Origin of the sequence: Clostridium hydrogeniformans DSM 21757, from assembly GCF_000686705.1 — a bacterium.
GTDB classification, from domain to species: Bacteria; Bacillota; Clostridia; order Clostridiales; family Clostridiaceae; genus Clostridium_Z; species Clostridium_Z hydrogeniformans.
The window spans coordinates 16,981-31,984 of sequence record NZ_KK366006.1; the positions used below are offsets into that span (position 1 = coordinate 16,981).

Annotated in this window: 13 protein-coding genes and 1 riboswitch; all 13 genes read right to left on the minus strand. The window is 31.1% G+C overall.

Annotated features, from left to right (window positions below; all coding sequences use genetic code 11):
- Positions 1 to 6: 6 nt before the first annotated feature.
- Positions 7 to 450 carry a YaiI/YqxD family protein gene (locus tag BR69_RS0118775; RefSeq protein WP_027634574.1) on the minus strand — a complete coding sequence of 148 codons (444 nt, stop codon included), beginning with the start codon at positions 448 to 450 and terminating at the stop codon, positions 7 to 9.
- A 1-nt stretch (position 451) separates the two neighbouring features.
- Entirely contained in the window at positions 452 to 1,801 is a 1,350-nt protein-coding gene (locus BR69_RS0118780) for a glucose-6-phosphate isomerase (protein WP_027634575.1), read from the minus strand.
- A 244-nt stretch (positions 1,802 to 2,045) separates the two neighbouring features.
- Positions 2,046 to 2,219, minus strand: a complete 174-nt coding sequence (locus BR69_RS22040; protein WP_162832185.1) for a hypothetical protein — start codon at positions 2,217 to 2,219, stop codon at positions 2,046 to 2,048.
- A 239-nt stretch (positions 2,220 to 2,458) separates the two neighbouring features.
- The gene (locus BR69_RS0118790; RefSeq protein ID WP_027634576.1) at positions 2,459 to 3,430 is read right to left on the minus strand and encodes an ABC transporter ATP-binding protein; all 972 of its coding nucleotides are present in this window, start codon (positions 3,428 to 3,430) and stop codon (positions 2,459 to 2,461) included.
- Positions 3,431 to 4,414 carry an ABC transporter ATP-binding protein gene (locus tag BR69_RS0118795; protein ID WP_027634577.1) on the minus strand — a complete coding sequence of 328 codons (984 nt, stop codon included), beginning with the start codon at positions 4,412 to 4,414 and terminating at the stop codon, positions 3,431 to 3,433.
- Between the two features lie 12 nt (positions 4,415 to 4,426).
- Positions 4,427 to 5,368 carry an oligopeptide ABC transporter permease gene (gene opp4C / locus BR69_RS0118800; protein WP_034850155.1) on the minus strand — a complete coding sequence of 314 codons (942 nt, stop codon included), beginning with the start codon at positions 5,366 to 5,368 and terminating at the stop codon, positions 4,427 to 4,429.
- A gap of 11 nt (positions 5,369 to 5,379) precedes the next feature.
- Entirely contained in the window at positions 5,380 to 6,342 is a 963-nt protein-coding gene (locus BR69_RS0118805; protein WP_027634579.1) for an ABC transporter permease, read from the minus strand.
- A 69-nt stretch (positions 6,343 to 6,411) separates the two neighbouring features.
- Positions 6,412 to 8,154 carry an ABC transporter substrate-binding protein gene (locus BR69_RS0118810; RefSeq protein WP_027634580.1) on the minus strand — a complete coding sequence of 581 codons (1,743 nt, stop codon included), beginning with the start codon at positions 8,152 to 8,154 and terminating at the stop codon, positions 6,412 to 6,414.
- 1,525 nt (positions 8,155 to 9,679) lie between these two features.
- Positions 9,680 to 11,212, minus strand: a complete 1,533-nt coding sequence (gene guaA / locus BR69_RS0118815; protein WP_027634581.1) for a glutamine-hydrolyzing GMP synthase — start codon at positions 11,210 to 11,212, stop codon at positions 9,680 to 9,682.
- A gap of 132 nt (positions 11,213 to 11,344) precedes the next feature.
- Entirely contained in the window at positions 11,345 to 12,796 is a 1,452-nt protein-coding gene (gene guaB, locus BR69_RS0118820) for an IMP dehydrogenase (protein ID WP_027634582.1), read from the minus strand.
- 131 nt (positions 12,797 to 12,927) lie between these two features.
- Positions 12,928 to 13,025, minus strand: a riboswitch (purine riboswitch).
- A gap of 264 nt (positions 13,026 to 13,289) precedes the next feature.
- Positions 13,290 to 14,039, minus strand: a complete 750-nt coding sequence (locus tag BR69_RS0118825; protein WP_027634583.1) for a prepilin peptidase — start codon at positions 14,037 to 14,039, stop codon at positions 13,290 to 13,292.
- 82 nt (positions 14,040 to 14,121) lie between these two features.
- The gene (locus BR69_RS21310) at positions 14,122 to 14,529 is read right to left on the minus strand and encodes a type IV pilin protein (protein ID WP_051623696.1); all 408 of its coding nucleotides are present in this window, start codon (positions 14,527 to 14,529) and stop codon (positions 14,122 to 14,124) included.
- A gap of 295 nt (positions 14,530 to 14,824) precedes the next feature.
- On the minus strand, positions 14,825 to 15,004 hold a 180-nt coding region (locus BR69_RS22235), incomplete at its 5' end, for a ferritin family protein (RefSeq protein ID WP_479723104.1).

Consider the following 15,004-nt stretch of genomic DNA (forward strand, 5'->3'; position numbering starts at 1 on the left):
GCTGGATTAATCTCCAGCTCTCTTTTCTATTAAATATTTTAGGTTCTTATAAAGTCTTTCATCATCTTCTGATGTTCTTTTCTTAGGACCTTTAGTTCTCCCTCCACCTCTTCTAACTTTGCTTCCTATGTGTCTTTCAAAGAGAAGTCTATCCATATTATTATCACTAAATATATATCCCTTAGGACTAATAGAATATACTCCCTTAGAGAGAACCATAGCTGCTACTCCAAAGTCTTGGGTTATAACTATGTCTCCAGACTTACATTCATTAAAAACTACCATATCTACACTTTGAAAAGATGGATCTATATATTTAACCTCACCGTATTTAAGAGTGATGCTATGGTTATAGCTACAAAATAACTTAAGAACTACACTAAATTCTTTAGCTAGGCTTTCTATAACCTCTTTTCCTGCACATCCATCTCCATCTACAATAATTCTCATATTATAGTCTTTCTTCAAGTTCTTTCTTTAAATCTTCAAAGCCTGGTTTTCCAAGTAATGCAAACATATTTTTCTTATAAGCCTCAACACCTGGTTGATCAAAAGGATTTACCCCAAGAAGATATCCACTTATTCCACATGCCTTCTCAAAGAAGTATACTAAGTATCCAAAATAATATGGTGAAAGTTCTGGAACATTTAATATTATATTTGGAACTCCTCCATCATTATGTGCAATAACAGTACCTTGGAAAGCCTTCTCATTTACAAAATCTATTGATTTTCCTTTTAAGAAGTTTAATCCATCTAAGTTATCTTCTGTTTCTTCAATTGTAACTTCCTTCTTAGACTTTTCTACATTTATTACAGTCTCAAATAAGTTTCTTGATCCTTCTTGTATAAATTGGCCCATAGAGTGAAGGTCTGTTGAAAAATCAACTGCTGCTGGGAATATTCCCTTATTATCTTTACCTTCACTTTCTCCATATAACTGCTTCCACCACTCTCCAAAGTAATGAAGATATAATGGTTCATAATTTACAAGAATTTCAATATTCTTACCTTTTCTATAAAGAGCATTTCTAGTAGCAGCATATTTATAACAGTCATTCTCTTCTATATTAGAGCTATTATAAGCTTCTCTAGCTTCTCTAGCTCCTCTCATCATATCTTCTATATCTATTCCTGATGCAGCTATTGGTAGAAGCCCTACTGATGTTAAAACTGAGAATCTTCCTCCTACATCATCTGGAATTACAAATGTTTCATATCCTTCGCTATCTGCAAGAGTCTTTAATGCTCCTCTTTCCTTGTCAGTAGTTGCAAATATTCTTTCCCTTGCTTCTTCTTTTCCATATTTCTTTTCCATATAATCTTTTAATATTCTAAAGGCAATGGCTGGCTCTGTTGTAGTACCTGATTTAGAAATGACATTAACAGATACATCTAATCCTTCAATTGAATCTAAAAGTTCACTTATATATGTAGAACTTATATTATTTCCTGCAAAGAATACCTTAGGAGCTTTTCTTTTCTCCTTAGATATAACATTAAAAAATGAGTGATTAAGCATCTCTATAGCTGCTCTTGCTCCTAAATAAGACCCACCTATTCCTATAACGATTAAAACATCAGAATTTTTCTTTATTTTTTCTGATGCCTTCTTTATTCTATGAAACTCATCTTTATCATAATTCTCTGGAAGATCAACCCATCCTAAAAAGCCACTTCCTGCTCCAGTTTTTTCATGGAGCATATTATGTGCTTCTTTTACCATTGGAGCCATATACTCTAATTCTTGCTGTGATATAAAATTCTTTACCTTTGATAAATCAAGATTTATTTTCTTCATCCTTATACCTCCATTTAACTTCAATATGAATTTATATTCAATTTTCAATACTATTATTCCTTTTTATTCTTCCTATTTTGTGAATATTTATAGATAAAATTTTTTTAAATGTTTTCATTTATTTAAATTAAAATAAAATGGGGCTGTCGCACTAAAGAATTTACATACAATATATTGATTTACAAATTTAAAATCATCACAATATATTGTAGTATTTATTCTTAGTTCGACAGCCCCATTACTTCTAACCACCCATTAGCACATTTACAACAAACCAAATTAGTCCACCCCAAATTAAAAATGCTATAAGCACTATGGGTAAAAGAATAGAATACTGTGCTATAACTATTGCAATAAAATCCTTAAAGGATAATTTCTCTTTTTTCTCATCACTATTATTTAAAAAGTCATTATACATTATATAGCCCCACCTTCCATATTAAATCTCTACCAAATAAAACTTAATTTTAATTATTAGAAACTCTTTATTAAATAAGTCTTCTAATATAATTAGTTTCTACTTATACACCTATGTAATTGTCCCTTTCTTTTAAAAGTCTTTATAGAGTTTTAAGTTTATGTACATATCACTTTTTTTAAAGGCTCTTGTAAATATAAACTTCACAAGAGCCATATATTAAGAAAGTGCTTAGCTTATTATTTAACTAAGTGACATGCAACAAAATGTTCTTTTCCCACATTTTTATATTCAGGTATCTCGCTCTTACAAATATCCATGGTGTATGGACATCTTGTATGGAATTTACAGCCTGATGGTGGCTTTGCAGGGGATGGTATATCTCCTGTTAATATTATTCTATCCCTCTTTAATGTAGGATCTGGTATAGGCACAGCTGAAAGCAATGCTTTTGTATATGGATGAAGTGGATTATCATATAATTCATTTTTAGGAGCAAGTTCTATTAAAGATCCTAAATACATAACTCCTACCCTATGAGATATATGTTTTACAACACTTAAGTCATGGGATATAAATAAATATGAAAATCCATAGTTCTCTTGTGATTCCATAAGTAAATTTATAATCTGAGATTGTATAGAAACATCTAGAGCAGAAACTGGCTCATCTGCTACTATAAACTCAGGATTTAAAACAAGAGCTCTTGCAATACCAATTCTTTGTCTTTGTCCTCCTGAGAACTCATGAGGATATCTTCTAATATGATAGGATGCTAGTCCACATATCCCCATAATATCTAAAACCTTTTGGGTTACATCATTTCTAGTTGCAAGTTTATGCTCTATTAAAGATTCCCCTATGATTTCTCCAACAGTCATTCTTGGATTTAAAGAACTATAAGGATCTTGAAATATTATTTGCATTTTAGGTCTCATTTTTCTAATTTCTTCTCTTTTTAGAGAATGAAGATCAACGCCATTGAACTCTACTCTTCCCTCAGTCTTTTCTAAAAGTCTTAATATAGTTCTTCCTGTAGTAGACTTTCCACACCCTGACTCTCCGACAAGTCCTAAGGTTTCTCCTTTTTTTATTTCAAAAGAAACTCCATCCACTGCCTTTACATGACCAACAGTTTTTTGAATAACCCCTGCTCTAATAGGGAAGTACTTTTTTAAATTATCTACCTTTAATATTGTTTCCTTAGCCATTTATTTTCCCCCCTCATAAAGCCAGCAAGCTACCTTATGTCCTGGTTCCGCCTCAAATAAAGGTGGTATTTCTTGCCTACATTTCTCAAAAGCCTGATCACATCTATCACAGAAGTAGCAATACTCTGGCATACCTATTGGATTTGGTACTTGTCCTTGTATTGAGTAGAGCTTCTTTTCTCCCTCTTTACCATTTAATGAAGGCTTTGATTTTAAAAGCCCCTTAGTGTAAGGATGCATTGGATTTTTAAATATGCCGTAAGCAGTTGATTCTTCTGCTACCTTTCCTGCATACATAACCACAACATAATCACACATTTCTGCCACAACTCCAAGGTCATGAGTTATAAGCATTATTGAAGTGTTAAGCTTCTCTTTAATATTTCTCATAAGATCTAAAATTTGAGCTTGTATTGTAACATCAAGGGCAGTAGTTGGCTCATCTGCTATTAAAAGCTTTGGATTACAAGATAGGGCCATAGCTATCATTATTCTCTGTCTCATACCACCGGATAATTCATGAGGATAGGCATCCACTATTTCATTAGCCCTTGGTATTCCAACAAGATTTATCATTTCTATTGCTTTTTCCCTAGCTTCAGCCTTTGAAAGCTTTTGATGAAGTATTACTGCTTCTGATATTTGATCACCTACAGTAAATACTGGGTTTAAGGATGTCATAGGCTCTTGGAAAATAACCGACATCTTATTTCCTCTTATTTCTCTCATTTCGCTCTCTGGTAATGAAAGAACACTTTTTCCCTCAAATAGTATATCTCCATCTACTATTTTTCCTGGAGGATTAGGTATAAGTCTCATTAGAGACATGGATGTTACTGACTTTCCGCACCCTGACTCTCCAACTATACCTACGGTTTCCCCTTCCTTTATCTTAAAACTAACATCATTAACTGCCTTTACAACACCATCTTCTGTATAAAAATATGTTTTTAAGTTTTTAAATTCAACTAAAGTTTTTGCCATGGTTCCCCCTCCTTACTTCTTAAGCTTTGGATCTATTGCATCTCTTAACCCATCACCAAATAAGTTAATACCCATAACGGTTAAGAATATACATATTCCAGGTGGAACCCAAAGCCAAAGCCTATTCTTTAAGTTATAAAGGTTATTAACCTCTTGAATCAAATTTCCCCAAGTAGGAGTAGGGGCTATAACACCAAGCCCTAAATAACTTAACGATGCCTCTTGTAATATATTACCGCCTAAACTTAAAGTAGCTGAAACTATAATAACTGGTATAACATTAGGTAATATATGCTTAAACATTTTTCTACTATCTCTTATACCTAGCGCATCTGTGGCTTGCATATATTCTTGCTCTCTTATGGATAAAACCTGACCTCTGACCAATCTACAAAGACTTGGCCAAGCCAAAAATCCAATAATGAACATTACCACATAAATCCTCATATCTGGTGGAAAATTCATATCTGAAAGCACCGCTGCTAGTATTATTAGAAGCGGAAGACTTGGTATACTCATAAATACATCCACTATTCTCATAATTATATTATCTAATATTCCCCCATAATATCCTGCCAATATTCCAAGACTTGTTCCTAAGGTTACTTGTATTACTACTGCAACAACCCCTACAAACAAAGACTTTCTTCCTCCAAGCATAGTTCTTGCTAGTATATCACGTCCTAAATTATCTGTTCCAAGTAAAAACTCTGATGAAGGTGATTCAAATTTGCTTCCCGCAAAATCATAAGCATCATAGCCTTTTATAAGTTCATATACTAAAGGTCCAAGAACTGAGAATATTATCATACATGTAAGAATTATAAATCCCATTATAGCTAGTTTGTTTTTCTTAAGCCTTTTCCAAACTACTTTCCATGGCGACTCTATATTCTCTTTATTATTTTTTATTACAATATTTTTATCTATGTTAAGGTTTTTATTTTCACTCATAATAATCCTCCCTACTTCAGCCTGATTCTTGGATCTACTAGTGCATAACTTATATCAGCTATTAAGTTACCTAATAAGGTTAATACAGCTAATAGCACCTCAAATCCCATAAGTAGAGTGTAATCCCTTGCTCCTATTGCCTCTACAGCAACCTTCCCTATGCCTGGCCATCCAAAAACCTGCTCTGTAAGGATAGCTCCTCCAAAAAGCCCTGGTAGCCAAATGCCTAAAATGGTTATTATAGGTATAAGGGCATTTCTAAGTCCATGCTTATATATTACTATCTTTTCTTTAAGTCCCTTTGACCTTGCCGTTCTCATATAATCTTGCCTTATAACTTCAAGCATAGAAGTTCTGGTATACCTCATTAATGAAGCAACACTACCTAAAGTTAAAACTATGGTAGGTAAAACCATATGATGGGCCACATCTAAAATATCTTTAATTCCTGTGTAATTCATTCCAGCACTTCTCATTCCTGATACAGGAAATGCCTCAAATCCCAAGGCAAATACTTTTATCAGCACCATACCAAAGAAGAATGAAGGTATTGATATTCCAAGAAGAGCAAAAATCGTAAAAAACTTATCAAAAATTGAATACTGCTTAGTAGCAGATATAACCCCAATGGGCACCGCAATTATTACACTTAACAAGAATGATGCCAAGGATAAATAAAAAGAGTTCCACACATAGGAACCTATTACCTTTGAAACATCTTCCTTATGTTTTATAGATTTACCAAAATCGAATTGTACCGCCTTTTTAGCCCAATTTATATATCTCTCCACTGGATTACCTACTAATCCATACTGTTTTTTCATCTCTAAAATTCTTTCTTGTGATAAGTTTGGATTCTGTATATTATCCACAGCATCCCCTGGTGACATAGAAAAAATTATAAATAGTAAAAAGGATATCCCAATAATAACTGGTATCATCTCAAGCAATCTTCTAGCTATATATTGTCTCATGTTACTCCCCCACTTCTTTAAAATTTTTAAAACTATACCCGAGTTTTCCTCGGGTATAGAATCTTAAAATTATTCTAACTCAAAACTACCTATATTCATTCCATATTGCACGTAAGCACTATCCTTAAAGTTTTTAACTCTTGAACTTACAGCAAAGCCATTGCTTCTTTGATACATATATATATATGGAAGATCCTTATTTAATTCTATATAAAGGTCCTTATATAGTTCTTTTCTTTTTTCAACATCAAATTCTTTTGTTGCCTTTTCCATAAGTTCATCAACCTTAGGATTTGCATATCCTGTTCTATTTTGAGTTCCCTTAGAAGTAAATATAGTAGTAGCATCTGGTTCTGGAGTTAATACCCATGCCATGAAATACATATCATAGTCTGCATTAGGCTTTCCTGCCTTAGCATCATCTAACTTCTTTCTTAAAGTTGGGAAGTCTAACTGTTCTGCAATAAACTCTATTCCAAGATCCTCATAACATTTTTTAGCTATTGGTACTAAGGTAGTTGGAACATCTGAATTAGCTGTTTGTAAGAATTTTAAAGTAAATACCTTACCATCCTTTTCAAGCTTTCCACTTGAATTCTTCTTCCATCCTGCTTCTTCTAAAAGCTTTTGAGCCTTTTCTTTATCATATTTATATTCTTCCATCTTTGCATCCTTTGGATATGCCCAAGAAAGCTTAGATTGAGGAACATTCATGTTATCTGCATATTTACCAAATACTTTTTCAACTAACTCTTGTCTATTTAATCCATGAGCTAAAGCCTGACGAACCTTAACATCTTTTAACTTAGAGTCCCCAAGTAAATTCAATCCAACATATCCATATCCATTGTTTGGATAATAATTAATGTTAACAAACTCCATACCTTTTAATTGCTCTACGTTATCCTCATCTATAGTTAAATTAGCAAAATCTACTTCTCCTGATTCCACCTGTGCTAACACTGTCTTATCTGTAACAACCTTAAATATAATATTTTCAATTTTAGCTTTTCCCTTAAAATAATTTTCATCTGCCTTAAGGACAACCTCTTGTCCTTCTTTAAAGCTTGCAAATTTATATGCTCCTGAGGTTACTTCTGGCTTTCTATGAAGCTCTTCTACCAAGTTAGCAGATCCTTGTTTATATGTCTTTCCATAATAGTGATTTGGAAGCGGCTCAATATTGATTAATTCCTTTGTTAAAGCAGTCCCTTCATCTACAGTAAACTCAATTGTTTGCTTATCTATTTTTTTAATTCCTTCTATCTTATCAGACTTTCCTTCATTGTAATCCTTCCATCCTTTAAGCTTAAGAGAAGGCATATCCTGAGGACCAGTGTAAGTTTTGTCACACATAATTTTGAAAGACAATTCTATATCATCGGTTGTTATAGGCTGTCCATCACTCCACTTTGCTCCATCCTTAATTTTAAAAGTGTATGTCTTCTTATCATCTGAAACCTTTGGCATATCAGTTAAATGTTCTTTTAGCTGTCCATCTTCTGTATGAGCTAACATTTTACTAAATAAAACTCTATTTACTTCAGTATCATAAGCTGAATCTGAATATAATGGGTTAAATACTCCATCTGGTTGCCCTAATCCAATTATTAAAGTATCCTTTCTTTCCTTTGCCTTAGCCGGCACCTTATCCTTATTTGTAGCCTCAATTACAGTTATCTGATTTTTAGTTTGGTCCTCCTGGACTTCATTTCCCTTATTAGGCTTTTTCTCACTGCTTCCACAAGCAGTTAAAGCAACAGATAATGTCATTATCCCTGCCATGGTTGCCATAATTTTTTTCTTATTCATACTTAAATATCCCCCTCTTTAAAATGTTTATTAATTAAAGATTTATATAAATATTGCCATAAGGCAACATAAACAACTTATTTAATATTCAGTAAATTAGTTACACATTAATCTCAACCTTCATCTTGTGGAATATTATAGTTTATAAGTTACTATATTGTAAATACTATTTATGTAATTTTAGTTAATATTATTAATATAATTTTATTAATTTATGGAAATCTATAAACTTTTGTTAATTGGTATTATTGGAATTTATTATTTGAATGCTAATTATGTCTAAATTAACCATTTGCATATTGAATAGATTTTAGCTTAAGTTGATTTGTAATTTATTAAAATTTATACCATATTTCAGAGTTTTTTTCAATAGTATTTTGTTTTTTTACGTTTTTTCTATGTATACTATTTTTTACTTTATGTATAAACTTATATTTTACATTATTAAAACATAAGTTTATTTCTTCTTATCTTAACATCTTATGTATCCTTATATTTAATTTATTACTTAATTAGAAATACTTACTTATTTTCACTTTATGAATTATTTCAAATACAAAATTTCATAATTCCTTTTGTCAAATTATATTTTATAACTAATGTGAAAATTTTAATATTTAGCTAATAATATTATTTTTTTACATTATAAACTAAATCATTGTCTAAATATGGTGGCAAACCTTCTTTCCTAAAATAATTTTTATAATATAACCATTAGATGAAATAAACTAATTTTACTTTTATTAACTCTATATATATCCACAATGAACTCTAAACTTATCTCAATTTTTCCCCATGATTCCTAAAACCACTAAGACAATTTAAATTAATACTTTTTTTAGACTGTGGATATTATATTGCATAATTCACTTTAGAAATTAAAATATCATTGAATATGTTCTAAGGTATTAATCTTTCATATTAATAAAAAGGCTTAAATGAAAAAGAAGAAAATCTTTCATCATATGAAAGATTTTCTTCTTAACTCCCTATTTTTCTTAACTCTAAACAACTCCAATTAAAATAAAAAAATAAAAAATAAATAATATTAAAATATATTGTTACCTAAGATGTTTATATATTGATGTTTATTCCGCTCAAATACAATATACATTCTCTTAATAAAATTATCATTTGTTTATGAAATACCCTATTTACTCCTACCCCCTCAAAAATACATAATCTCCTTAACGTTTAAACATACCACATAAAGTAAAATTAAAAATAAAATAAAGCTGTAAACCAAATTTAGTTTACAATGGATATTATAACAACCAATATAGCTTTTGTAAATGTTTTTACTTCTTTATCCTTATTAATTCTTTATTTTTTTCTTGATTTTATTAACATTTAAATAAAATCATTACCTATTTATTATTACTTTGTTTATAGGTATGAAAGGCTAAAACTTAAATTTGTAAAAATAATTATGAATTTTTGTTAATTTAAGAATCTTTAAACCTATACTTTTTCTTCATATTGTTATACAATAAAAAAATGGCAGTTTTTTAACTGCCATTTTTTTCTATTCCCATTCTATTGTTGATGGTGGCTTTGAAGTTATATCATAAACGATTCTATTAACTCCCTCAACCTCATTTACTATCCTTCTTGAAACCTTGTCTAAAACTTCATAAGGTATTTGTGCCCAATCTGAAGTCATTCCATCAGAAGATGTTACTGCTCTTAATGCTACAGTATGACAATACGTTCTCTCATCTCCCATTACTCCAACAGATTTTATATTAGGAAGACATGCAAAGTATTGCCATATCTTTCCCTCAAGACCTGCTATTGCAACTTCTTCTCTAAATATTGCATCTGCTTCCCTTGTTATATGAAGTTTTTCTTCTGTAATCTCTCCAAGAACTCTTATTGCAAGACCTGGTCCTGGGAACGGTTGTCTCCACACTAAATTATGTGGAATTCCAAGTTCTTCCCCAACTGCTCTAACCTCATCTTTGAATAGTTCTCTTAATGGTTCTATAAGTTTAAAGTCCATATCTTCTGGAAGTCCTCCAACATTATGGTGACTCTTTATTACTGCTGAAGTATCTGTTCCGCTTTCAACTACATCTGGATATATAGTTCCTTGAACTAAGAAATCTATCTCTCCAAGTTTATTTGCTTCTTCTTCAAATACTCTTATAAACTCTTCTCCAATTATCTTTCTCTTTCTCTCAGGGTCTGAAACTCCTTTTAACTTACCAAGGAATCTCTCCTGTGCATTTACTCTTATAAGGTTCATATCAAACTGCTCTTTGAATATCTTTTCCACTTGATCTCCTTCATCTTTTCTAAGAAGACCATGATCAACAAAGATACAAGTTAATTGTTTTCCCACAGCTTTATGTATTAAAACTGCTGCAACTGATGAGTCAACTCCGCCTGATAATGCACATATAAGCTTCTTATCTCCCACTAAGGACTTTATTTCTTTTATTTTCTCTTCTGCAAAGGATGCCATTGTCCATTGTTTATCTAACTTACAAATTTCATATAAGAAATTCTCAAGCATTTTCTTTCCAAATAAAGTATGCTCAACCTCTGGGTGGAACTGCACTCCATAAAGCTTTTTCTCTTGGTTCTCCATTGCAGCCACAGGACATTTATCTGTATATCCTATTATCTTAAATCCTTCTGGAGCCTTTGATATAAAGTCAGTGTGACTCATCCAACAGCTATCTATATTTTTCATCCCTTTAAATAAAGGTGAGTTTTCATCTAAGTTTACTTCTGTCTTTCCATATTCCCTAATTTCTGCTGACTTTACCTCTCCCTTAAGAGTATGAGCCATTAATTGGTCTCCATAACATATACCTAGTATAGGAATATTTAAAGAAAATATCTCTTCATCTAATCTTGGAGCCCCTTCACCATAAACTGAATTAGGTCCTCCTGTAAATATTATTCCCTTAGGATTTTTCGCTTTTATTTTATCTAAAGAGTAAGAGTAAGGTATTATTTCACAATATATCCCGCATTCTCTTACACGTCTAGCTATTAACTGATTATACTGTCCGCCAAAATCTACAATTAAAACTAAATCTCTATTCATTCTTTATCTCCCTTAAAGTTTAATTAAAGTAAAGTAAAACCTCAGTATCTAAACTAACCTAGAAACTTTATAACTATAATCCCTAATATACTTAAGTTCATAGTTATAAAATCCTAGAATAAAACTTCATTGCTATTTAACACTGTAATTTGGTGCTTCTTTAGTGATATTTATATCATGTGGATGACTCTCTCTAAGTCCTGCTGAAGTTTGAACCACAAAGTTTGCAGTCTCATATAAGTCATTAAGAGTTTTAGCTCCTAAATATCCCATTCCTGATCTTATCCCTCCACATAACTGATATATAGTTTCTGATACATATCCCTTATATGCAAGTCTTCCTTCTACACCCTCTGGAACAAGTTTTTTATTCCCTTCTTGGAAGTATCTATCTTTACTTCCTGATGCCATTGCTCCTAATGATCCCATTCCTCTATAAACCTTATAGCTTCTTCCTTGATATATTTCAATCTCTCCAGGCGCTTCTTCACATCCTGCAAACATCGATCCCATCATAGCTACGCTTGCACCTGCTGCTAAAGCTTTAACTATATCTCCTGAGTATTTAATTCCTCCATCTGCAATTACTGGGATTCCATGTTTCTTTCCTTCTTCAACACAATCCATAACTGCTGTAAGCTGAGGAACTCCTACTCCTGCTACAACTCTCGTAGTGCAAATTGATCCAGGTCCTATTCCTACTTTAATGCAATCTGCGCCTGCTTCAATTAAATCTCTTGTAGCTTCTTTTGTAGCTATATTTCCTGCAATTATTTGAAGGTCTGGATATATTACCTTTATCTTCTTAACAGCCTCTAGAACTCCTCTTGAATGACCATGAGCAGTATCTATGGTTATTACATCTACATCAGCTTTAACTAGAGCTTCAACTCTCTCCATCATATCCCCAGTAACTCCAACTGCTGCCCCACACAAAAGTCTTCCCTTAGAATCCTTAGCTGAATTTGGGAATATCCTTGCCTTTTCTATATCTTTAACAGTTATAAGTCCAATTAAAGTATTATCTTTATCCACTAAAGGAAGCTTTTCTATCTTATGTTTTTTAAGTATCTCTTTTGCTTCCTCTAATGTGGTTCCTTCTGATGCTGTTATTAAATTTTCTTTAGTCATAACTTCTTCTATTCTCTTATTATAATCATCTTCATATATTATATCTCTATTTGTAAGTATTCCTACAAGTTTTCCGTCAACTGTAATAGGAACTCCAGATATTCTATATTTACTCATTAAATTCAAAGCATCTTGTATTATATTATCTGGATGAAGATAGAATGGATTAGTTATGACTCCATTCTCTTGTCTCTTAACTCTATCAACTTCACTAGCTTGAGCCTCTATACTCATATTCTTATGTATTATTCCTATTCCGCCTTCTCTCGCCATGGCAATTGCCATTTTTGACTCTGTTACAGTGTCCATTCCTGCGCTGATAAGAGGTAAATTTAATTTTATAGTCTTTGTAAGATTTGTTTCTAAAGTCACCTCTTTTGGTAAAACCTCTGATTTATTTGGTACTAATAGAACATCATCAAATGTATATGCTGTTTTTATTATTTTTGCCATGGTTTTTTCCTCCCTATTACTTATATTAGCTTGTCTTAATAAATTTTTTTATGCAAAACAAAGGCATATTAATTTCATTATAATTATCTAACTAACTAAAAGTGAAATTAATATGCCTATACTTTTTGGTACAGCAAACTAATATCACTCATAGTCAGAAATTTAAGGTTTCCGGTAGATACTCCCTGCCATATTCAGGGTATATATGAGTAACTATATTTTATTATTGAAATTTTTCTTTCATCCAATATGTAAAAATGATATTATCCCTCTCTCATTTTTACTTCATTTATATTATTGTATAAATTTTTATGCTCTATGTCAATTACCCCTATTATATTTTTTTCAAATAATTAAAAAAGTATAATTAATAAAAAACTTTTTTTATTAATTATACTCCTAAATACCCATAATATTATCTTAATAATAATTAAATCTTATTTATTTTAATATTTTAATTTTAACTTTAAGATGACTTAATAAAAAATTATAATTATAAGGTAATGGTAAAGTACCATCTAATTATTTTTTCTTCAAAAATCAATGCAAGAAAAGTCCCTAAAGCTATATAAGGAACAAAGGCTATACTTTTTCTCTTGTATCCCTTTAGTAAATAGGCCATAGCTATTATCCCTCCCAAAACCACTGATAAAAATAAGGCCACTACCATAGTTGTTGGACTCAGGTATAAAGCTGCAATTATAAATAATTCTAAATCCCCAAGGCCAAGAGCTTCTATTTTTCTAGTTAAAAGGATTATACCCCCTAAAAATACTAATGGTATTATTAGGGATAACAGTATATGATCTATTCTACCACCATAAATTAAGTTTATTAAGGAAAAAAATATTCCTCCTATAAATCCTACTTTAGATATTGATTCGTATACATATTGGGTTCTATAATCTATAATAGCTGAAACCATAAGTATAGACCATAAAAAGCTATATTTAAAAAACTCTATAGATAAAGAAAACTTATAATATAAAATCATATAAACTAAGGCCGTAGTTACCTCAATTATAGGATAGGTAAGAGAAATTTTTTCATCACAATATCTACACCTTCCTCTTAGGTACATATAGCTCAATAAAGGGATAATGTCTCTTATCCTTAAAGTAGAACTGCAATTACTACAATGGGATGGGGGATAGCATATACTTCCCTCCCTAGGTATTCTGTATATGCATACATTAAAAAAGCTTCCCATTATAAGGCCTAAAACCAACAATAATATTATCATAAACTTCCTACCTTCATTTATTTTTAAATATTATTTTCTATTAAAATCATTATTATCCTTTATTTAATTCCTATAAGTTTTTCTACTTATCCTTAAGACTCTTAAAGGTATTGTTATCCCCTAATTCTATCCTATCTATAATATCTCCCTTTACATTTTTATATATTGTGTACACCTCTGATAACTTAGCTTCTTTAATTTTATCTGATCCATCTTCTCCAATATACTCCTTTATATTTGAAGGTAAATCTGATACCTTTGGATCACTATTAACTCCTATTTTAATTGCGGAAGTTGATGTTAAATTATATATCTCTATGGCATTTACCACCTCTCTTGCTTGGACTATTATAGCAGTCTTTCTACTTCTTACAATATATGAATTTACACTGGGAACTAAAATTGCTGCTAGAATAGCTAATATACCCATAACTGCTAAAAGCTCTACTAAAGTAAAACCTTTCTTTTTCTTAATTTTTAAGTATTCCATAATTCCTCCTTATCTTTCTTTAATAACATATGATTATTTAAATAAGTCTTTAGTCTGAATATCATAGTCAACTCCGTAAATCTATCTATTATATTTACCATATAACTTTATATTATTCATTTTTTCCCATTAATAAATTATTCTCAGAAAATTTATAATTCTACCATGCTAAAAGTAATATAATTTATGTACTATATTTCTCTACGGTTTTATATATTGCATAAATTTTATGCAATAAAAAGATCTCTTCTTAAGTTATTATCTTAAGAAGAGACCTTTAAAAATCTATTTATTTTTATTTATTTCCAAAGTATCTTGCTAATAAGCCCTTGAATGCTTGTCCATGTCTAGCTTCATCTTTACACATTTCGTGTACTGTATCATGGATTGCATCTAAATTTAATTGTTTAGCTAATGTTGCTAAATCCTTCTTACCCTGGCAAGCTCCGTGCTCTGCATCTACTCTCATTTCTAA